28 protein-coding genes are annotated in these 16,796 nt (G+C 67.3%); all 28 read right to left on the reverse strand.

Annotated elements, in window-relative coordinates; all coding sequences use genetic code 11:
- Position 1: 1 nt before the first annotated feature.
- A complete protein-coding gene (locus QMO56_RS16510; protein WP_283527434.1) occupies positions 2-973 on the reverse strand; it encodes an ABC transporter permease in 972 nt (323 codons plus the stop codon).
- Between the two features lie 3 nt (positions 974-976).
- The gene (locus QMO56_RS16515; protein ID WP_408906533.1) at positions 977-2,563 is read right to left on the reverse strand and encodes an ABC transporter substrate-binding protein; all 1,587 of its coding nucleotides are present in this window, start codon (positions 2,561-2,563) and stop codon (positions 977-979) included.
- Positions 2,564-2,698: 135 nt separating this feature from the next.
- Positions 2,699-3,523: an NAD kinase gene (locus tag QMO56_RS16520; protein WP_283527438.1), complete on the reverse strand. Its 825-nt coding sequence runs from the start codon at positions 3,521-3,523 to the stop codon at positions 2,699-2,701.
- Between the two features lie 207 nt (positions 3,524-3,730).
- A complete protein-coding gene (gene rplQ / locus QMO56_RS16525; RefSeq protein WP_283527439.1) occupies positions 3,731-4,159 on the reverse strand; it encodes a 50S ribosomal protein L17 in 429 nt (142 codons plus the stop codon).
- Between the two features lie 27 nt (positions 4,160-4,186).
- Complete coding sequence (locus QMO56_RS16530; protein WP_283527441.1) at positions 4,187-5,203, reverse strand: DNA-directed RNA polymerase subunit alpha; 1,017 nt, start codon at positions 5,201-5,203, stop codon at positions 4,187-4,189.
- Between the two features lie 24 nt (positions 5,204-5,227).
- Complete coding sequence (rpsK, locus tag QMO56_RS16535) at positions 5,228-5,623, reverse strand: 30S ribosomal protein S11 (RefSeq protein WP_283527443.1); 396 nt, start codon at positions 5,621-5,623, stop codon at positions 5,228-5,230.
- Position 5,624: 1 nt separating this feature from the next.
- A complete protein-coding gene (gene rpsM / locus QMO56_RS16540) occupies positions 5,625-6,002 on the reverse strand; it encodes a 30S ribosomal protein S13 (protein ID WP_160935953.1) in 378 nt (125 codons plus the stop codon).
- Between the two features lie 234 nt (positions 6,003-6,236).
- Positions 6,237-6,884, reverse strand: coding sequence for an adenylate kinase (locus QMO56_RS16545; protein ID WP_283527446.1), 648 nt, complete (start codon positions 6,882-6,884; stop codon positions 6,237-6,239).
- A gap of 40 nt (positions 6,885-6,924) precedes the next feature.
- Positions 6,925-8,283 carry a preprotein translocase subunit SecY gene (secY, locus tag QMO56_RS16550; RefSeq protein ID WP_283527447.1) on the reverse strand — a complete coding sequence of 453 codons (1,359 nt, stop codon included), beginning with the start codon at positions 8,281-8,283 and terminating at the stop codon, positions 6,925-6,927.
- 121 nt (positions 8,284-8,404) lie between these two features.
- Positions 8,405-8,896: a 50S ribosomal protein L15 gene (gene rplO, locus QMO56_RS16555; protein ID WP_283527449.1), complete on the reverse strand. Its 492-nt coding sequence runs from the start codon at positions 8,894-8,896 to the stop codon at positions 8,405-8,407.
- Between the two features lies 1 nt (position 8,897).
- Complete coding sequence (gene rpmD / locus QMO56_RS16560; protein ID WP_283527451.1) at positions 8,898-9,113, reverse strand: 50S ribosomal protein L30; 216 nt, start codon at positions 9,111-9,113, stop codon at positions 8,898-8,900.
- Positions 9,106-9,717, reverse strand: a complete 612-nt coding sequence (rpsE, locus tag QMO56_RS16565; protein WP_283527453.1) for a 30S ribosomal protein S5 — start codon at positions 9,715-9,717, stop codon at positions 9,106-9,108. The genes rpmD and rpsE overlap by 8 nt, the downstream gene beginning before the upstream one ends.
- Before the next feature lie 12 nt (positions 9,718-9,729).
- Positions 9,730-10,092 carry a 50S ribosomal protein L18 gene (rplR, locus tag QMO56_RS16570; RefSeq protein ID WP_283527455.1) on the reverse strand — a complete coding sequence of 121 codons (363 nt, stop codon included), beginning with the start codon at positions 10,090-10,092 and terminating at the stop codon, positions 9,730-9,732.
- A gap of 1 nt (position 10,093) precedes the next feature.
- On the reverse strand, positions 10,094-10,630 hold the full coding sequence (gene rplF, locus QMO56_RS16575; protein ID WP_283527457.1) for a 50S ribosomal protein L6: 537 nt from the start codon (positions 10,628-10,630) through the stop codon (positions 10,094-10,096).
- A 13-nt stretch (positions 10,631-10,643) separates the two neighbouring features.
- Entirely contained in the window at positions 10,644-11,042 is a 399-nt protein-coding gene (gene rpsH / locus QMO56_RS16580) for a 30S ribosomal protein S8 (protein WP_283527459.1), read from the reverse strand.
- A 9-nt stretch (positions 11,043-11,051) separates the two neighbouring features.
- Entirely contained in the window at positions 11,052-11,357 is a 306-nt protein-coding gene (gene rpsN / locus QMO56_RS16585; protein ID WP_283527460.1) for a 30S ribosomal protein S14, read from the reverse strand.
- Between the two features lie 52 nt (positions 11,358-11,409).
- Entirely contained in the window at positions 11,410-11,970 is a 561-nt protein-coding gene (gene rplE, locus QMO56_RS16590; protein WP_283527462.1) for a 50S ribosomal protein L5, read from the reverse strand.
- Entirely contained in the window at positions 11,967-12,287 is a 321-nt protein-coding gene (gene rplX / locus QMO56_RS16595; protein WP_160935942.1) for a 50S ribosomal protein L24, read from the reverse strand. Before rplX ends, rplE begins: the two co-directional genes overlap by 4 nt.
- Before the next feature lie 2 nt (positions 12,288-12,289).
- Positions 12,290-12,658 carry a 50S ribosomal protein L14 gene (gene rplN, locus QMO56_RS16600; RefSeq protein WP_160935941.1) on the reverse strand — a complete coding sequence of 123 codons (369 nt, stop codon included), beginning with the start codon at positions 12,656-12,658 and terminating at the stop codon, positions 12,290-12,292.
- Between the two features lie 13 nt (positions 12,659-12,671).
- A complete protein-coding gene (rpsQ, locus tag QMO56_RS16605; protein ID WP_283527465.1) occupies positions 12,672-12,965 on the reverse strand; it encodes a 30S ribosomal protein S17 in 294 nt (97 codons plus the stop codon).
- 17 nt (positions 12,966-12,982) lie between these two features.
- On the reverse strand, positions 12,983-13,189 hold the full coding sequence (gene rpmC, locus QMO56_RS16610) for a 50S ribosomal protein L29 (RefSeq protein WP_283527467.1): 207 nt from the start codon (positions 13,187-13,189) through the stop codon (positions 12,983-12,985).
- A 4-nt stretch (positions 13,190-13,193) separates the two neighbouring features.
- A complete protein-coding gene (gene rplP / locus QMO56_RS16615) occupies positions 13,194-13,616 on the reverse strand; it encodes a 50S ribosomal protein L16 (RefSeq protein WP_160935939.1) in 423 nt (140 codons plus the stop codon).
- 12 nt (positions 13,617-13,628) lie between these two features.
- Positions 13,629-14,306, reverse strand: a complete 678-nt coding sequence (gene rpsC, locus QMO56_RS16620) for a 30S ribosomal protein S3 (protein WP_283527469.1) — start codon at positions 14,304-14,306, stop codon at positions 13,629-13,631.
- Between the two features lies 1 nt (position 14,307).
- On the reverse strand, positions 14,308-14,712 hold the full coding sequence (rplV, locus tag QMO56_RS16625; protein WP_283527471.1) for a 50S ribosomal protein L22: 405 nt from the start codon (positions 14,710-14,712) through the stop codon (positions 14,308-14,310).
- 4 nt (positions 14,713-14,716) lie between these two features.
- Positions 14,717-14,995, reverse strand: a complete 279-nt coding sequence (gene rpsS, locus QMO56_RS16630; RefSeq protein ID WP_076958669.1) for a 30S ribosomal protein S19 — start codon at positions 14,993-14,995, stop codon at positions 14,717-14,719.
- Positions 14,996-15,000: 5 nt separating this feature from the next.
- Positions 15,001-15,834 carry a 50S ribosomal protein L2 gene (gene rplB / locus QMO56_RS16635; protein WP_283527475.1) on the reverse strand — a complete coding sequence of 278 codons (834 nt, stop codon included), beginning with the start codon at positions 15,832-15,834 and terminating at the stop codon, positions 15,001-15,003.
- Positions 15,835-15,838: 4 nt separating this feature from the next.
- The gene (locus tag QMO56_RS16640; protein ID WP_283527477.1) at positions 15,839-16,171 is read right to left on the reverse strand and encodes a 50S ribosomal protein L23; all 333 of its coding nucleotides are present in this window, start codon (positions 16,169-16,171) and stop codon (positions 15,839-15,841) included.
- Entirely contained in the window at positions 16,168-16,788 is a 621-nt protein-coding gene (gene rplD, locus QMO56_RS16645; RefSeq protein WP_283527479.1) for a 50S ribosomal protein L4, read from the reverse strand. Before rplD ends, QMO56_RS16640 begins: the two co-directional genes overlap by 4 nt.
- Positions 16,789-16,796: the final 8 nt, after the last annotated feature.

Below are 16,796 nucleotides of genomic sequence, written 5' to 3' on the forward strand. Positions count from 1 at the left end.
CTCACTTGCCCTCCAGCCGCACGCGCGGATCGAGTGCCGAATAGGCGAGGTCGACCAGCAGGTTGATGGTGATGAACATCAGCACGATCATCATCAGGTAGGCGACGATGACGGGGCGATCGAGAACATTGATGCTGTCGATGATCAGCTTGCCCATGCCCGGCCAGGCGAAGACGCTCTCCGTCACCACCGAGAAGGCGATGGTGGAGCCCAGCTCCAGCCCGACCACGGTGACGACCGGGATCAGGATGTTCTTGAACACGTGCACATAGGTCACGCGCGCCGGGGAGAGGCCCTTGGCGCGCGCGAACTTCACGTAGTCCATCAGCATGGTCTCGCGCACGCCGGCGCGGGTCAGTCGGATAACCAGGCTGATCTTGAACAGCGCGAGGTTCATCGCCGGCATGATCAGGTGCTGCAGCCCATCCCAGGTCAGGAAGGACCAGCGCAGCCCCAGCACATCGACGGTCTGGCCGCGGCCGGTGGAGGGCAGCCAGCCGAGTTGCACGGCGAAGACCATGATCATCATCAGCCCGACCCAGAAGGTCGGCAGCGAGAAGCCCAGGATCGAGCCGGCCATCACGGTCTTGGCGCCGAAGGAGTTCGGCTTGAGGCCGGCATAGAGGCCGAGCGGCAGGCCGACCAGCAACGCGATGAAGGTGGCGCCGAAGGCCAGTTCCAGCGTCGCCGGCATGCGCTGCAGGATCAGCTGCAGCGCCGGCTCGTTGAACACGAAGCTGCGGCCGAGATCGCCGCGCAGCGCGTTGCCGAGGAAGGAGAGGTACTGCATCCACAGCGGCAGATCGAGGCCGAGCGCGCGGACCGCGCGCTCACGCTCCATCTGGTCGGCCTCCGGGCTGATCAGGATTTCGACCGGGTCGCCGATCGCGTAGATGCCGATGAAGACGATGACGGACATCGCCAGCATCACGAGGGCCGACTGCAGCAGCCGGCGGAGGAGATAGACCGCCATCGATCAGCGCGCCGCCGCCGGGTGCACGTCCTGCGCGCGGGTCAGTTCGTCCGCGCGGGAGTCGTGCCGCAGGGTCGGCCGCATCGCCCAGATGTTCTTCTGGATGTGGATCGGGATGATGCCGACATCCTGCATCGCGATCGTCGTCGCTTCCTGCAGCAGCTTCTCACGCTTCTCGTCGTCCATCTCGCTCAGCGCCGCCTCAAGCTTGGCGTCCATCTCCGGGTTGGAGTAGCGACCGCGGTTGGAAGTGCCGTAGCCCTTGTCGCGGTTGTAGGTGGCGACCAGCGAGCGCAGCGGCGAGGAGGCCTCGCCCGAGGAAGTGCCCCAGCCCACCAGGAAGGCGCTGAACTCCTGCTTGCCGGCGCGGGAGATGAAGGTCGTCCAGGGCTGCGCATCCACCGAGGTGCGCAGGCCGATGCGGGTCCAGAACTGGCCGATCGCCTGCACGATGCGGCCATCGTTGATGTAGCGGTCGTTCGGCCCGTGCAGGGTGATGCGGAAGCCGTCCGGATAGCCCGCCTCGGTCAGCAGCTTGCGCGCGGCGTCGGGGTCGGAATTCGGAGCCTCCAGCCCTGGCACGTAGCCGAAGGCGCCCTTCGGCAGGAACTGGCCGGCGGGCTGGGCCGCGCCTTCCATCACGCGGCTGGCGATGGCCTGCCGGTCGATCGCCATGGAGAGCGCGCGGCGCACGCGGAGATCCTGCAGCGGATTCTTGTTGAGCGGCTTGCCATCATTGCCGGCGATGAAGGGCGAGCCGTCCTTGTGCAGGTGGTCCAGCGCCAGGAAGATGATGCGCAGGCCATCCTTCTCCGCCAGGCGGACGCGGCCGTCGCGACGCAGGGAGGTGATGTCGCTGGTCGGCACCTGGTCGATGAAGTCCACGTCGCCCGCCAGCAGCCCGGCAGTGCGCGCGGAGTCGTTGACGACGATGCGGTAGTTCACCTTCGCCCAGTCGGGCTTGGGGCCCCAGTAGGCGTCGTTGCGCTCCAGATCCAGCCGGTCGCCGCTGCGGAAGTTCACGTAGCGGAAGGGGCCGGTGCCGATGGCGACCTTGCCGGAATTGAAGTCATCCGTGCCGGCGCCCTCATGCGTCTCCTTGTCGAGGATCGCAACCTGCGACATGTCGTTCGGCAGCAGCGGATAGGGCGTGCGGGTGTGGAAGCGGACGGTGGTCGGATCCACCACTTCCACACGCTCGATGGCGCGGGTGTAGATGGCGTAGGAGGAGGGGCTGTTCGGAACGTTCGGCACCCGGGAAATGGTGAAGGCCACGTCATCGGCCGTCAGCGGATTGCCGTTGTGGAAGCGGACGCCCGGCCGCAGCTTGAACTCCCAGACGGTCGGCTCGACCACCTTCCAGGACTCCGCGAGCCCCGGCTCCAGCTTCGCAGCGGCATCGAACTGCGTCAGCGTGTCGAACAGCATGGTCGCCACGGCGAAGTTCGGCGACAGCGCATGGTAATGCGGGTCCAGCGACGTCACCTGCGCACCCACGGCCATGGTGAGGTTCTGCGCCCGGGCGGCGCCCGTCATGCCCAGCACCAACGCCGAAACGGCGGCCATCGCGGCCGCCTTCTTGCGGTTCATCATGATTCCTGCCCCCGGAAGCAAACGCCTCTCAATCGGGCCGGTTTAGCAGAATGCAAAAGGGTCCGCTAGGTTTCAGGGCTTTTTCAAACGCGGAGGCAACGAATGCTCACAGCCGCGCCTTCGCTCGCGCGCTCAGACGGTGAACTGCTCGGCAATGATCCGCTCGGACAGACCGTGGTCCGGATCGAACAGCAGGGTCAGCCGCATCGTACGGTCCTCGCGCACCTCCACCGAGCGGACGTCGCGAACCTCGACATAGTCGGCAACGGCGGCGACCGGCCGCTTGGCGGGCTCCAGCACCTGGAACATCACCACGGCCTCGGCCGGCAGCAGGGCGCCGCGCCAGCGCCGGGGGCGGAAGGCTGAGATCGGCGTCATCGGCAGCAGGTTGGCTCCGAGCGGCACGATCGGGCCATGCGCCGAGAGATTGTAGGCCGTGCTGCCGGCCGGGGTGGCGACCAGGATGCCGTCGCAGATCAGTTCGGCCAGCCGCTCCTTGCCGTCCACCAGGATGCGGATCTTGGCTGCCTGCCGCGTTTCTCGCAGCAACGAGACCTCGTTGATCGCCAGCGCCTCCTGCATCTGCCCGGCGGCGTTCAGCGCCCGCATCCGCAGCGGGTGCAGCATGGCGGCCTGGGCGACGCGCAACCGCGGCAGCAGGTCGTCCTCGTGGAAGGCGTTCATCAGGAAGCCGACGCTGCCGCAGTTCATGCCGTAGATCGGCAGGTTGCGGCCGAGGAAACGGTGTTGCATCTCCAGCATGAAGCCATCGCCGCCGAGCGCCACCAGCACCGCCGCCTGCTCCGGCGCGGCATCTCCGTAGAGGGCGATGAAGCGGGCGCGGGCATTCTCCGCCACGTCGGTCGGCGCGGCGAAGAAGGCGATCCGCCCCTGCAGCTCGGCCGGCAGCTCCGGCGCGTCGCAGGACGGGGCAGAGCCCATCAGGGCAGCGGTCATGCACAGCGCCCCACGGCCCTGGCGGGGCCTGCCGGCGCGGTCGGGACAGGCATGGCGGGGACCTCCTTCCGCATCGGCTGGCATCAAGCCCGGCGGCGCAGTCCGCCGCAAGGGGCCTCTCCGGCACTGTCCGGCAGGCCGGGAACGCAAACAGGGCGGATGGTCACCCATCCGCCCCGTCCGGCAATCCCTGGTGCTGAAGGCAGCTTACGCCGCCTCCTGCCCCTCGGCCTCGGCGGCCTCCGGCTTCGGGCCGGAATCCAGCCCCTTGGCCGCGACGTCGCGCTCGACCAGTTCAATCACCGCCATGTCGGCAGCATCGCCATAGCGGATGCCCGCCTTCAGCACGCGGGTGTAGCCACCCTGGCGCGCCTTGTAGCGCTCCGCGATGGTGGTGAAGAGCTTCTCCACCACCTTCTTGTCCATGATCTGCGCGTAAGCCTGACGGCGCGCGTGCAGGTCACCGCGCTTGCCCAGGGTGATGATGCGCTCCACGTAGGGGCGCAGCTCCTTGGCCTTGGGCAGGGTGGTGGTGATCTGCTCGTGCTTGAGCAGGCTCGTCGCCATGTTACGGAGCATGGCGCTGCGATGGGCGGATGTGACGCCGAGCTTTCGGCCGGCAACCCCGTGACGCATTGGTCCTATTCCTTCACGCCGCCGAAATCAGAACGGCTCTTCGATCTTCTTGGCGAGGTCCTCGATATTCTCCGGCGGCCAGCCCGACACGGTCATGCCGAGGGACAGCCCCATGGAGGCGAGGACCTCCTTGATCTCGTTCAGCGACTTGCGGCCGAAGTTCGGCGTGCGGAGCATTTCCTGCTCGGTCTTCTGCACCAGATCGCCGATATAGACGATGTTGTCGTTCTTCAGGCAGTTCGCACTGCGGACCGACAGTTCCAGCTCGTCCACCTTGCGCAGCAGGTTGCGGTTGAAGGGCAGGTCCTCCTGCACTTCCTCCACCTTGCGCTCGCGCGGCTCATCGAAGTTGATGAAGAGCTGGAGCTGGTCCTGCAGGATGCGCGCCGCCAGGGCAACCGCATCGTCCGGAGCCACCGTGCCGTCCGTCTCCACCGTCATCACCAGCTTGTCGTAGTCGGTGCGCTGGCCGACGCGGGTCGGCTGCACCTGGTACGCCACGCGGCGGACGGGGGAGTAGATGGCATCCACCGGAATCAGCCCGATCGGGGCATCCTCCGGGCGGTTCTCGCTGGCCGGCACATAGCCCTTGCCGACATCGACCGTCAGCTCCATGGCCAGCTTGGCACCGTCATCGAGGGTGCAGATGACCAGTTCCGGATTGGCGATCTCGATGTCGCCGGTGGTCTGGATCTGCCCCGCGGTGACCTCGCCCGGACCGGTGGCGATGAGCTGCAGGCGCTTGGCGCCCTCGCCCGGCATCCGGATGGCCAGCCGCTTGATGTTCAGGACGATGTCGGTGACATCCTCCCGGACGCCCTGCAGGCTGCTGAACTCGTGCAGCGCGCCGTCAATGCGGATGGCGGTCACGGCCGCGCCCTGCAGCGAGGACAGCAGCACGCGACGCAGCGCATTGCCCAGCGTCATGCCGAAGCCGCGCTCGAGCGGCTCCGCCACGACCGTCGCAACGCGCGAGGGGTCGCCCCCCGGCTCGACATCGAGCTTTTCGGGGCGGATCAGGGAACGCCAGTTGCGCTCGAGCACTACGGTTTCTCCTGCAGCCTCGCCTCAGACCCGACGCCGCTTGCGCGGACGGCAGCCATTGTGCGGGATGGGGGTCACGTCCTTGATCGCCGTGACATAGAAGCCCACGGCCTGCAGAGCGCGCAGCGCGGATTCACGTCCGGAACCCGGCCCGGAGACCATGATCTCCAGCGTCTCCATGCCGTGCTCGCGGGCCTTGCGGCCGGCATCCTCGGCGGCGACCTGGGCGGCGTAGGGGGTGGACTTGCGGCTGCCCTTGAAGCCCTGGCTGCCGGCCGAAGACCACGCGATGGCGTTGCCCTGGCTGTCCGTGATGGTGACGATGGTGTTGTTGAAGCTGGCAAGCACATGCGCCACGCCGGTGGCGATGTTCTTGCGCTCCTTCTTGCGCGGGCGCGTGCTGCTGGGCTGGCGGGCCATCTTACTTCGTCACCTTCTTCTTGCCGGCGATCGCCACGGCCTTACCCTTGCGGGTGCGGGCATTGGTGTGGGTGCGCTGGCCACGAACGGGCAGGCCCTTCCGGTGACGCAGGCCGCGGTAGCAGGCCATGTCCATCAGGCGCTTGATGTTCATCGCGTTCTCGCGGCGCAGGTCGCCCTCGACCCGGTACTCGCGGTCGATCAGCTCGCGGATCTTGAGGACTTCCTCATCCGTCAGCTGGTTGACGCGGCGGTCCTCGGGGATGCCGAGCTGCTCGCAGATGTCCTTCGCGTTCGACGGACCGATGCCGTAGATGTAGCGAAGCGAGATCAGGACGCGCTTGTTGGTTGGAATGTTCACGCCTGCAATGCGTGCCATTGATACCTGCTCCCGGGGCCATCCGGCCCCCGTTCGTGCCGGCAGGGGTGCCGGTGAAGGTGATCGGCGCTACCCGGCCCGAAGTCAGCCAGGCGCAGCCATCGTCACGGCCGGGGCGAACCCCCGCCGCGCGAGAGGCGCGGGTTTAACGAGTTCCGGCAGGGAGAGTCAAGGGGCGGGGCGGCCATGCCGGCCCCGCGCCGGAAAGAAGAGCCGCGGCCGGGCCGCGGCGCCTCATTTCGCCAGGACGGCCTCGATCTGGCTGGCCACCTCATCCATGCCGGCCATGCCGTCCACGGCGCTGAGCTTGCCCTGCGCCTGATAATAGGGCAGCAGCGGCGCGGTCTGGCGGTGATAGGCTTCCAGCCGCGCGGCCACCGTCTCGGCCTTGTCGTCGGCGCGGCGGACGAACTCCGTGCTGCCGCAGGCATCGCAGACGCCGGGCTTGGCCGTCGGCTTGAAGGTGTCGTGATAGCCGGCGCCGCATTTGGCGCAGGTGAAGCGGCCGGCGATGCGCTCGACCAGCGCATCGTCATCCACCTGCAGCTCGATCACGTGATCGAGCTGCAGTCCCTTCTCCCGCAGCATCCGGTCCAGCGCTTCCGCCTGCGGCGTGGTGCGGGGAAAGCCGTCCAGGATGAAGCCCTTGGCGCAGTCGGGCTGCGAGACCCGCTTGGCCAGCATCGTGGTGATGATGTCATCGGGGACCAGCGCCCCCTGCTCCATGATCGCCTTCGCCTGCCGGCCGATCTCGCTGCCGCTCTTCACCTCGGCGCGCAGCATATCCCCGGTGGAAATCTGCGCGATCCCATGCCGCTCCTCCAGACGCTTGGCCTGGGTGCCCTTGCCGGCCCCTGGGGGCCCCAGCAAAATCAGGTTCATCGCGGCGTTCCCACCTTCCTGCACGTCGTTGCGTCGTTCCTCACCGCAGCCGCGGTGCGCCGCGGCCGCCCAGGCGGGCCTTGCGGATCAGTCCCTCGTACTGGTGCGCGAACAGGTGCGACTGCACCTGGGCCACCGTATCCATGGTGACCGAAACAATGATCAGAAGGGAAGTGCCCCCGAAATAGAAGGGCACGCCATACTGGCTGATCAGGATCTCGGGCAGCAGGCAGACGATGCAGAGATAGACGGCGCCGACCCCGGTCAGGCGGGTCAGCACCCGGTCGAGGTAGTCCGAGGTGGCCTGGCCAGGGCGGATGCCGGGCACGAAGCCACCATGCTTCTTCAGGTTGTCCGCCGTCTCGGCCGGATTGAACACCACGGCGGTGTAGAAGAAGGCAAAGAAGATGATCAGCGCCACGTAGAGCGCCATGTAGAGCGGCTGACCATGCGCCAGCGCCGCGCTGATACGGCTGACCCAGCCGTCATCGGCCTGGCCACCGGCGAATCCGGCAAAGGTGGCGGGCAGCAGCAGCAGCGAGGAGGCGAAGATCGGCGGAATGACGCCGGCGGTGTTCAGCTTGAGCGGCAGATGGGTGCTCTCGCCCCCGAACATCCGATTGCCGACCTGCCGCTTCGGGTACTGGATGGGGATGCGCCGCTGGGCGCGCTCCATGAAGACCACGAAGGCGATGACCGCCAGCGCGATCAGCAGGAAGGCCAGAATGAAGACGGTGGAGAGCGCGCCGGTGCGGCCCAACTCCAGCGTGGCCACCAGAGCCGAGGGCACATTGGCCACGATGCCGGCGAAGATGATCAGGCTGATGCCGTTGCCGACGCCCCGCGCCGTGATCTGCTCGCCCAGCCACATCAGGAAGAGCGTGCCGCCGACCAGGGTGGCGACGCAGGAGACGCGGAAGAACAGCCCTGCATTGTAGACCGCCGGGCCGAAGCTGCCCTGCATCCCCTCCAGCCCGATGGCGATGCCATAGGCCTGGAAGATGGCGATCAGCACCGTCAGGTAGCGGGTGTACTGGTTGAGCTTCTTGCGCCCCGACTCGCCCTCCTTCTTGAGGGCCTCCAGGGTCGGCAAGGCCGAGGACATCAGCTGGATGATGATGCTGGCCGAGATGTAAGGCATGATGTTGAGCGCGAAGACCGTCATGCGGCCCAGCGCGCCCCCCGTGAACATGTCGAACATGCCCAGGATGCCGCTGCCATGCTGGCGCAGGATCTCGGCCATCACGCCCGCGTCCACGCCCGGGACGGGAATGTAGGTGCCGATTCGATAGACGATCAGCGCGGCCAGCGTGAACCAGATGCGCTTCTTGAGCTCGGTGGCCTTGGACAGCACGCCGAGATTGAGGTTGGCCGCGAGCTGTTCGGCGGCGGACGCCATGATTTCGCCCCTCGATGTCCGATGGGCAACATGACTGCGGCGCCGGGGGGCTGTCCCGCGGCGCCGCTGCCTTGCCCTGATGCTGCATCACCTAGCCCCCCGGAGGTCGGGGGCGCAAGGCTTACGCCGCGGGTGCTTCTTCCTTCGCGGGGGTCAGCACCGTGACGGTGCCGCCGGCCGCCTGGACCGCGGCGACCGCCGCGGCCGAGGCGCCGGAGACGGTGATGTTCACCGCCCGCTTGATCTCGCCGCGCGCCAGCAGGCGCACGCCGGCGATCTTCGCCCCGGTACGGACCAGCCCGGCCGCCTCGAGCGCCGCCTCGTCGATCGCCTGGCCTTCCGGCAGGCGGCCCGACTCGATGGCCGCATCAAGGGTGTTCAGGTTGATCGGCGCGTATTCCTTGCGGAACAGGTTGACGAAGCCACGCTTCGGCAGGCGCCGGTAGATCGGGAGCTGGCCGCCCTCGAACCCGTTCAGCGACACGCCGGTACGCGCCTTCTGGCCCTTCACGCCGCGACCGCCGGTCTTGCCCTTGCCGGAGCCGATACCGCGGCCGATGCGCTTGAACTTCTTCCGCGCGCCCTCGTTGTCGCGCAGCTCGTTCAGCTTCATGTCACTTCTCCGTGGTCTCGCCCACCTGGATCAGGTGCGCGACCTTGCGGATCATGCCGCGCACGGCCGGAGTGTCCTCCAGCTCGCGCGTGCGGCGGATCTTGTTGAGCCCGAGCCCGATCAGCGTCTCGCGCTGGCCGGGCTTGCGGCCGATGGGGGACGCGATCTGCGTCACCCGCACCGTCTTCTTCGCCCCAGAGGACTGATTCTCAGACACTGGCCACCGCCTCCTGCGCCGGCTCGGCATCCTTGCGGGGGCCGAGCAGGTCCGAGACCTTCTTGCCACGGCGGGACGCCACGGCGCGCGGGCTGGTGCAACGCGTCAGCGCCGCAAAGGTCGCCTTGACCATGTTGTGCGGGTTCGTCGTGCCGGTGCACTTGGCGACCACGTCGCCGATGCCCAGCGTCTCGAACACCGCGCGCATCGGGCCGCCGGCGATGATGCCGGTGCCCGCCGGCGCGGCGCGCAGGATCACGCGGCCGGCGCCGAATTCGCCGATCACGTCATGGTGCAGGGTGCGACCCTCGCGCATCGGCACACGGATCATGGTCCGCTTGGCGCGCTCGGTCGCCTTGCGGATCGCCTCCGGCACCTCGCGCGCCTTGCCGGCGCCCCAGCCAACCCGGCCCTTCTCATCGCCCACGACGACCAGCGCGGCGAAGGAGAAACGACGGCCACCCTTCACCACCTTGGCCACGCGGTTGATGGTGACCAGCTTGTCCTTCAGCTCGTCGCCCTGCTCGCGCTCATTGTTGCGATCGGGGCCGCGGCCGCGACGATCGCGGTCACCGCCGCCGCCGCTCCTCGGTTCACGTGCCATATTCTGTGCTCCTTAGAACGACAGCCCGCCCTCGCGGGCGCCGTCCGCCAGGGCTTTCACCCGGCCGTGATACAGGTAGGGCCCACGGTCGAACACGACCTCGGTCACGCCCGCCGCCTTGGCCCGCTCGGCCAGCAGCTTGCCGACCAGGGTGGCGGCGTCCTTGTCGGCGCCGGTGCGCAGGCTTTCGCGCTGCGCCTTCTCCAGCGTGGACGCCGCAGCCAGGGTGCGCCCGGCCTTGTCGTCGATGACCTGGGCATAGATGTGCTTGCCCGAGCGGAAGACCGAAAGACGGGGCCGACCACCGCTCTTGAGCCGGAGCTGGAAGCGCAGACGGGCGCGCCGCCGCTCCTGCAGATTGAGCTTGTTCGCCATCTTACTTCTTCTTCCCCTCCTTCCGGAGGATCACCTCGTCCGCGTAACGCACGCCCTTGCCCTTGTAGGGCTCGGGGCCGCGGAAGCCGCGGATCTCGGCAGCCACCTGACCGACCACCTGCTTGTTCACGCCCTCGACGCGGATGGCGGTCGGGCGCTCGGTGGTGATCTTGATGCCTTCCGGGATCGGATAGCGGATCTCGTGGCTGTAGCCGAGGTTCAGCACCAGTTCCTTGCCCTGGACCGCAGCGCGGTAACCCGTGCCGGTGATCTCCATGGACTTGGAGAAGCCGGTGGAGACGCCAGTGACCATGCCGTTGATCAGGCTGCGGGTGGTGCCCCACAGCGTGCGGGAACGGCGGTCGGAGCCGAGCGGCTTCACCGTGACCTGGTTGTCCTCGACGCTGACCGAGACGGCGTCCGTGACCACGGGCATGGACAGCTCGCCGAGCTTGCCCTTTGCCGAGACCACACCGTCCTTCAGCGCAACCGTCACGCCCGCAGGAACGGGGACGGGATACTTGCCGACGCGCGACATGCCTCTCCCTCCCTCAGAACACGCGGCAGAGGACCTCGCCGCCGACATTGGCAGCGCGGGCCTCGTTGTCGCTCATCACGCCACGCGGCGTGGAGAGAATGGAAATGCCGAGTCCGTTGTAGAACTTCGGCAGCTCGCGGATCTTGGAGTAGACGCGCCGGCCAGGCTTGGAGACACGCATGATCTCCTTGATGGCCGGCTCGCCCTCGGAATACTTCAGCTCGATATCGAGCATGCTGATGCCCGGGCGGACCTGCTCGGAGCGCCAGGCGCGGATGTAGCCCTCGCGCTTCAGCACCTCCAGCACATCGGCGCGGAGGCGGCTGGCGGGTGAGGTGCAGCGGGACTGACGGGCGCGATGCGCATTACGGATGCGCGTCAGCATATCGCCCAGCGGATCGGACAGCGACATGCGGCCCCCTTACCAGCTCGCCTTAACAAGACCCGGGATCTGGCCGCTCGAGGCCAGATCGCGGAGCATGTTACGGCTCAGCTTGAACTTACGGTAATTGCCGCGCGGGCGGCCGGTCAGCTCGCAGCGCAGGCGAACCCGCACCCTGGCGCCATTGCGCGGCAGCTCAGCCAGCTTCAGCGTCGCCTCGAAGCGCTCCTCAACGGGGAGCTCGCGGTTCATCACCACGTCCTTCAGGGCGGCGCGCTTGGCAGCATGCAGCTTCGAGAGGCGCGCGCGGCGCTGGTTCTTCTCGACAGCCGAGGTCTTGGCCATGCGGTCTAAATCCTCCGGAACCTGCCCGATCCAACGGGCGGTTTTCCAAACATCAGGTGGCGAAGGGGATGTCGAAACCCTTCAAAAGGGCCTTGGCTTCCTTGTCCGTCTTCGCCGTCGTGACGAACACGATGTCCATGCCGCGAACCGCGTCCACCTTGTCGTAGCTGATCTCGGGGAACACGATCTGCTCCTTCAGGCCCAGGGCGAAGTTCCCCCGGCCGTCGAAGCCTTTATTGCCCGGCAGGCCGCGGAAGTCACGCATGCGCGGCAGCGCGATCGTCACCAGGCGATCGAGAAACTCGTACATCCGGGCACGCCGCAGCGTCACCTTGCAGCCGATCGCCTGACCCTCGCGGATCTTGAAGCCGGCGATCGCCTTCTTGGCCAGCGTCTTCACCGGCTTCTGGCCGGCGATGACAGCGAGGTCGGCCACGGCGGCGTCCAGCTTCTTCTGGTCGCCCGCGGCTTCGCCCACGCCCATGTTGATGACGATCTTGGAGAGCTTCGGAACCTCCATCGGGTTCGCGTAGCCGAACTCCTCGACCAGTCGCTTGCGCACCGCCTCAGCATAATGCTGCTGCAGGCGCGGCAGTTCCTTCGCCTCGCTCATGCGTCGATCACCTCGCCCGAGGCCTTGGCCACTCGGACCTTCTTGCCGTCCTCAAGCACCTTGAAGCCGACGCGGGTCGGCTTGTCCGACTTCGGGTCGATCAGCGCCAGGTTGGAGAGGTGGATCGGCGCCTCCTTCTCCACGATGCCGCCCTGCTGACCCATGCCGCGGGGCTTCATGTGGCGCTTCACCACATTGGCGCCCTGCACCACCGCACGCCCGTCCTCAGGCAGCACGCGCAGCACCTCGCCACGCTTGCCCTTGTCCTTGCCCGTCAGGATCTGGACGCGATCGCCCTTCTTGATCTTCGCGGCCATGGTTACAGGACCTCCGGCGCCAGCGAGATGATCTTCATGAACTTCCGCGCGCGCAGCTCGCGCACGACGGGGCCGAAGATGCGGGTGCCGATCGGCTCGTTCTGCTTGTTGATCAGAACGGCCGCGTTGCGGTCGAAGCGGATGGCGGTGCCGTCCGGCCGGCGCACGGAATAGGCGGTGCGCACGATTACGGCGCGCTGCACGTCGCCCTTCTTCACCTTGCCGCGGGGAATCGCTTCCTTCACGGACACCACGATGATGTCGCCCACCGAGGCGGTGCGACGCTTCGAGCCGCCCAGCACCTTGATGCACTGGACGCGGCGCGCGCCCGAGTTGTCGGCGACGTCGAGGTTGGACTCAACGATAATCATCGGTCAGTCGTCCTCAGGCCTGCGCGACAGCCGCGGCAGCGCCCGCGCTGAAGCCCGGGGTGACGACCGCCTCACCATTGCGCTCGACAACCAGCCAGGTCTTCCGCTTGCTGATCGGGCGGCACTCCTCGATCGCCACGACGTCGCCTTCCTTGCACAGGTTGGCATCGTCATGCGCGGCGTACTTCTTCGAGCGCCGGATGAACTTCTTGTAGAGCGGATGCATCACGCGACGCTCGACAAGCACCGTCACGGTCTTGTCCATCTTGTCGCTGACGACCCGCCCGGTGAGGACGCGCTTCGGCATAGCCGGGGTCTCCTCAATCAGGCCTTGGCGGCCGAGCGGGACTGCTCGGCCAGCACCGTCTTAACACGGGCAATGTCGCGGCGCACCACCTTGATGCGGGAAACCGCCTCAAGCTGGCCCGTCGCGCGCTGGAAGCGCAGGTTGAACTGCTCCTTGCGGAGGTCCAGCAGCATCACCTTCAGCTCGTCCGGGGTCTTGGCCCGGACATCCACGATCTTCGTCATCGGCTCAGGCCTCCGCCGCGCCCAGACGGGTCACGAACTTGGTCTTGATCGGCAGCTTGGCCGCCCCGAGGGTCAGCGCCTCGCGCGCCGTCTCGGGCGTCACGCCGTCGATCTCGAACATCATGCGGCCCGGCTTCACGCGGGCCACCCAGTACTCGGGCGCGCCCTTGCCGGAGCCCATGCGGACTTCGGCCGGCTTGGTCGAGACCGGGACGTCCGGGAAGATGCGGATCCACACCCGGCCCTGACGCTTCATGGCGCGGGTGATGGCGCGGCGCGCAGCCTCGATCTGCCGGGCGGTGACGCGCTCCGGCTCCAGCGCCTTCAGGCCGAAGCCGCCGAAGGACAGCGAGAAGCCGCCCTTCGCCACGCCCTTGATCCGACCCTTGTGCGCCTTACGGAACTTCGTGCGCTTGGGACTCAGCATTTCCTATACCCCTCAGCGCTGCGGCGCCTGCTCCGCAGCGCGCTTGTCCTGCGCCAGCGGATCATGAGCCAGGATCTCGCCCTTGAAGATCCACACCTTGACACCGCAGGTGCCATAGGTGGTCTTCGCGGTCGCCGTGCCATAGTCGATATCGGCGCGCAGCGTGTGCAGCGGCACCCGCCCCTCGCGATACCACTCCATCCGGGCGATCTCGGCACCGCCGAGGCGGCCGCCGCAATTGATCCGGATGCCGCCGGCGCCAAGGCGCATGGCGGACTGCACCGCGCGCTTCATCGCCCGGCGGAAGGCCACGCGGCGCTCCAGCTGCTGGGCGATGCTCTCCGCCACCAGCTGCGCCTCGATCTCCGGCTTGCGGATCTCGACGATGTTCAGCGCCACCTCGGCTCCGGCGAGCTTCGCCAGGTCCTTGCGCAGCACCTCGATGTCGGCGCCCTTCTTGCCGATCACGACGCCCGGACGGGCGGCGTGGATCGTCACGCGGGGCTTCTTCGCCGGACGCTCGATGATCACCTTCGAGACGCCCGCACCCTTCAGGCGGTCCTTCAGGGTCTTGCGCAGCTTGAGGTCATCATGCAGCAGCCGGGAATAGTCCTCGCCGGCGAACCAGCGGGAGTCCCAGGTGCGGTTGATGCCGAGCCGCAGCCCGATCGGATTGACTTTGTGGCCCATGTTACGCGGCCTCCTGCTGTGCCGGCTCGGCTTCCGCCTGCTGCTCGGCAACCGTGATCGACAGGTGGCTGAACCACTTCTCGACCCGCGCCGCCTTGCCGCGGCCGCGCGCATGGAAGCGCTTCATCACGATGGCGCGGCCCACTTCCACCCGCTCGACGACCAGGCGGTCGACATCGAGCTGGTGGTTGTTCTCCGCGTTCGCGATGGCGCTCTCCAGCGTCGCCTTCACGGTCTGGGCGATCCGGCGCTTGGAGAAGGTCAGGATCGCGACCGCGTCCTGCGCCTTCTTGCCACGGATCAGGCCGGCGGCCAGGTTCAGCTTGCGCGGCGACACCCGGATGTTCCGGGTGACGGCCTGCGCCGCGGTCTCGGCGAGCGTGCGCTCGTGCTTCGGCTTGCTCATCGCATCAGCCTCGCTTCGCCTTCTTGTCCGACGAGTGGCCGGTGAAGGTGCGGGTCGGCGAGAACTCGCCGAACTTGTGCCCCACCATGTTCTCCGACACCTGCACGGGGATGAACTTCTTCCCGTTGTACACGCCGAAGGTCAGCCCCACGAACTGCGGCAGGATCGTGCTCCGCCGCGACCAGATCTTGATGACCTCGTTGCGGGTGGAGGCACGCGCCGCTTCCGCCTTGTTCAGCAGGTAACCGTCGACGAACGGGCCCTTCCAGACACTGCGCGACATCGCGGTCAGCCCTTCGTCACGTTGCGGCGACGGACGATCAGCTTGTCCGTGCGCTTGTTGGTGCGGGTCTTGTAACCCTTGGTCGGCTTGCCCCAGGGAGTGACCGGGTGACGACCGCCCGAGGTCCGGCCCTCACCACCACCATGCGGGTGATCGACCGGGTTCATCACGACGCCGCGGTTGTGCGGGCGACGGCCCAGCCAGCGGCTGCGACCGGCCTTGCCGATCTCCTGGTTCTGGTTGTCCGGGTTGGACACCGCACCGATGGAGGCCATGCACTCGCCACGCACCAGGCGCAGCTCGCCGGACATCAGCTTCACCTGCGCATAGCCGGCGTCCTTGCCGACGAGCTGGGCGTAGGTGCCGGCCGAGCGGGCGATCTTGCCGCCAGCACCGGGCTTCATCTCGATGTTGTGGACGATCGTGCCGACCGGGATCGAGCCGAGCGGCATCGCGTTGCCCGGCTTGATGTCGACGCGCTCACCCGCCACCACCGTGTCACCCACCTTCAGGCGCTGCGGCGCGAGGATGTAGGCGAGTTCGCCATCCTCGTACTTCAGCAGCGCGATGAAGGCGGTGCGGTTGGGATCGTATTCCAGCCGCTCCACGGTGGCCGGCACATCGAACTTCCGCCGCTTGAAATCGACGACGCGGTAGCTCTGCTTGTGTCCGCCGCCCCTGAACCGGACGGTGATGCGACCATGATTGTTGCGGCCGCCGGAGTGGTTCTTGCCCTCCGTCAGCTGCTTGACCGGCTTGCCCTTGTACAGCTCGGAACGATCAATAAGGATCGTCCCGCGCTGGCTCGGGGTGACCGGGTTAAAGTGCTTCAGCGCCATGGCGTTAAGCGAGCCCCGTGGTGAGATCGATGCTCTGGCCTTCGGCCAGGCGCACGATCGCCTTTTTCCAGTCGGAGCGCTGGCCCTCGCGGCCACGCACCCGCTTGGTCTTGCCCTTGGTCAGGATCGTGTTCACGGCGAGAACCTTCACGCCGAACAGACCCTCCACCGAGGCCTTGATCTCCGGCTTCGTGGCAGACAGCGGCACCTTGAAGGTGACCTGGTTCTGCTCGGCGAGGCCGGTGGCCTTCTCGGTGATGACCGGCGCGAGGATGGTTTGATACATCTTCTCGCGCGAGATCACGATCGCGGGCTTCTTGGTCGCGGTCTCGCTCATGCCAGCCGCTCCTTCAGAGCCTCGATGGCCTGGCGTGTCACCGCCAGAACATCATGGTTCAGGATGTCGTAGACGTTCGCACCAAGCGTCGGCAGAACGTTCACGTGCGGGAGATTGCGCACGGCCCGGCCGAAGCCGTCCTCGACCGTGGCGTCCACCACCAGCGCGCTCTTCCAGCCCAGCGCCTTGACCTTCGAGGCCACAGCGGAGGTCTTGGCCTCGGCGCCCAGCGCGGCGGTGTCGAGGACGATCAGCTTGCCCTCGGCAGCCTTCTGGCTCAGCGCGCTGATCAGGCCCAGGCGGCGGACCTTCTTGTTCAGCGCGTAGCCATGGTCGCGCACGACGGGGCCGTGCACCACACCACCGGTGCGGTACTGCGGCGCGCGGAGCGAGCCCTGGCGCGCGTTGCCGGTGCCCTTCTGCCGATACGGCTTCTTGGTCGTCCCGGAAACCTCGGCCATCCCCTTCACCTTGTGGGTGCCGGCGCGGCGCTTGGCGAGCTGCCAGTGCACCACGCGCGCCATGACGTCGGCGCGAGGAGTAGCGGCGAACAGCGCGTCCGGGAGATCGATCTCGCCGGCCTGGCCGTTATCCAGGGTGATGACAGGAACCTGCATGTCGTTAC

The organism is Roseomonas sp. E05, from assembly GCF_030063475.1.
In the GTDB taxonomy this organism is placed as follows: Bacteria; Pseudomonadota; Alphaproteobacteria; order Acetobacterales; family Acetobacteraceae; genus Pseudoroseomonas.

Coding starts and splice junctions, on each gene's coding strand:
- QMO56_RS16510 (WP_283527434.1), bottom strand. CDS start 973: ATGGCGGTCTATCTCCTCCGCCGGCTGCTGCAGTCGGCCCTCGTGATG.
- QMO56_RS16515 (WP_408906533.1), bottom strand. CDS start 2,563: ATGAACCGCAAGAAGGCGGCCGCGATGGCCGCCGTTTCGGCGTTGGTG.
- QMO56_RS16520 (WP_283527438.1), bottom strand. CDS start 3,523: ATGACCGCTGCCCTGATGGGCTCTGCCCCGTCCTGCGACGCGCCGGAG.
- rplQ (WP_283527439.1), bottom strand. CDS start 4,159: ATGCGTCACGGGGTTGCCGGCCGAAAGCTCGGCGTCACATCCGCCCAT.
- rpsK (WP_283527443.1), bottom strand. CDS start 5,623: ATGGCCCGCCAGCCCAGCAGCACGCGCCCGCGCAAGAAGGAGCGCAAG.
- rpsM (WP_160935953.1), bottom strand. CDS start 6,002: ATGGCACGCATTGCAGGCGTGAACATTCCAACCAACAAGCGCGTCCTG.
- QMO56_RS16545 (WP_283527446.1), bottom strand. CDS start 6,884: ATGAACCTGATTTTGCTGGGGCCCCCAGGGGCCGGCAAGGGCACCCAG.
- secY (WP_283527447.1), bottom strand. CDS start 8,283: ATGGCGTCCGCCGCCGAACAGCTCGCGGCCAACCTCAATCTCGGCGTG.
- rplO (WP_283527449.1), bottom strand. CDS start 8,896: ATGAAGCTGAACGAGCTGCGCGACAACGAGGGCGCGCGGAAGAAGTTC.
- rpsE (WP_283527453.1), bottom strand. CDS start 9,717: ATGGCACGTGAACCGAGGAGCGGCGGCGGCGGTGACCGCGATCGTCGC.
- rplR (WP_283527455.1), bottom strand. CDS start 10,092: ATGGCGAACAAGCTCAATCTGCAGGAGCGGCGGCGCGCCCGTCTGCGC.
- rplF (WP_283527457.1), bottom strand. CDS start 10,630: ATGTCGCGCGTCGGCAAGTATCCCGTCCCCGTTCCTGCGGGCGTGACG.
- rpsH (WP_283527459.1), bottom strand. CDS start 11,042: ATGTCGCTGTCCGATCCGCTGGGCGATATGCTGACGCGCATCCGTAAT.
- rpsN (WP_283527460.1), bottom strand. CDS start 11,357: ATGGCCAAGACCTCGGCTGTCGAGAAGAACCAGCGCCGCGCGCGCCTC.
- rplE (WP_283527462.1), bottom strand. CDS start 11,970: ATGAGCGAGGCGAAGGAACTGCCGCGCCTGCAGCAGCATTATGCTGAG.
- rplX (WP_160935942.1), bottom strand. CDS start 12,287: ATGGCCGCGAAGATCAAGAAGGGCGATCGCGTCCAGATCCTGACGGGC.
- rplN (WP_160935941.1), bottom strand. CDS start 12,658: ATGATTATCGTTGAGTCCAACCTCGACGTCGCCGACAACTCGGGCGCG.
- rpsQ (WP_283527465.1), bottom strand. CDS start 12,965: ATGCCGAAGCGCGTCCTCACCGGGCGGGTCGTCAGCGACAAGATGGAC.
- rpmC (WP_283527467.1), bottom strand. CDS start 13,189: ATGACGAAGATCGTGGATGTCCGGGCCAAGACCCCGGACGAGCTGAAG.
- rplP (WP_160935939.1), bottom strand. CDS start 13,616: ATGCTGAGTCCCAAGCGCACGAAGTTCCGTAAGGCGCACAAGGGTCGG.
- rpsC (WP_283527469.1), bottom strand. CDS start 14,306: ATGGGCCACAAAGTCAATCCGATCGGGCTGCGGCTCGGCATCAACCGC.
- rplV (WP_283527471.1), bottom strand. CDS start 14,712: ATGAGCAAGCCGAAGCACGAGCGCACGCTCGCCGAGACCGCGGCGCAG.
- rpsS (WP_076958669.1), bottom strand. CDS start 14,995: ATGTCGCGCAGTGTCTGGAAGGGCCCGTTCGTCGACGGTTACCTGCTG.
- rplB (WP_283527475.1), bottom strand. CDS start 15,834: ATGGCGCTGAAGCACTTTAACCCGGTCACCCCGAGCCAGCGCGGGACG.
- QMO56_RS16640 (WP_283527477.1), bottom strand. CDS start 16,171: ATGAGCGAGACCGCGACCAAGAAGCCCGCGATCGTGATCTCGCGCGAG.
- rplD (WP_283527479.1), bottom strand. CDS start 16,788: ATGCAGGTTCCTGTCATCACCCTGGATAACGGCCAGGCCGGCGAGATC.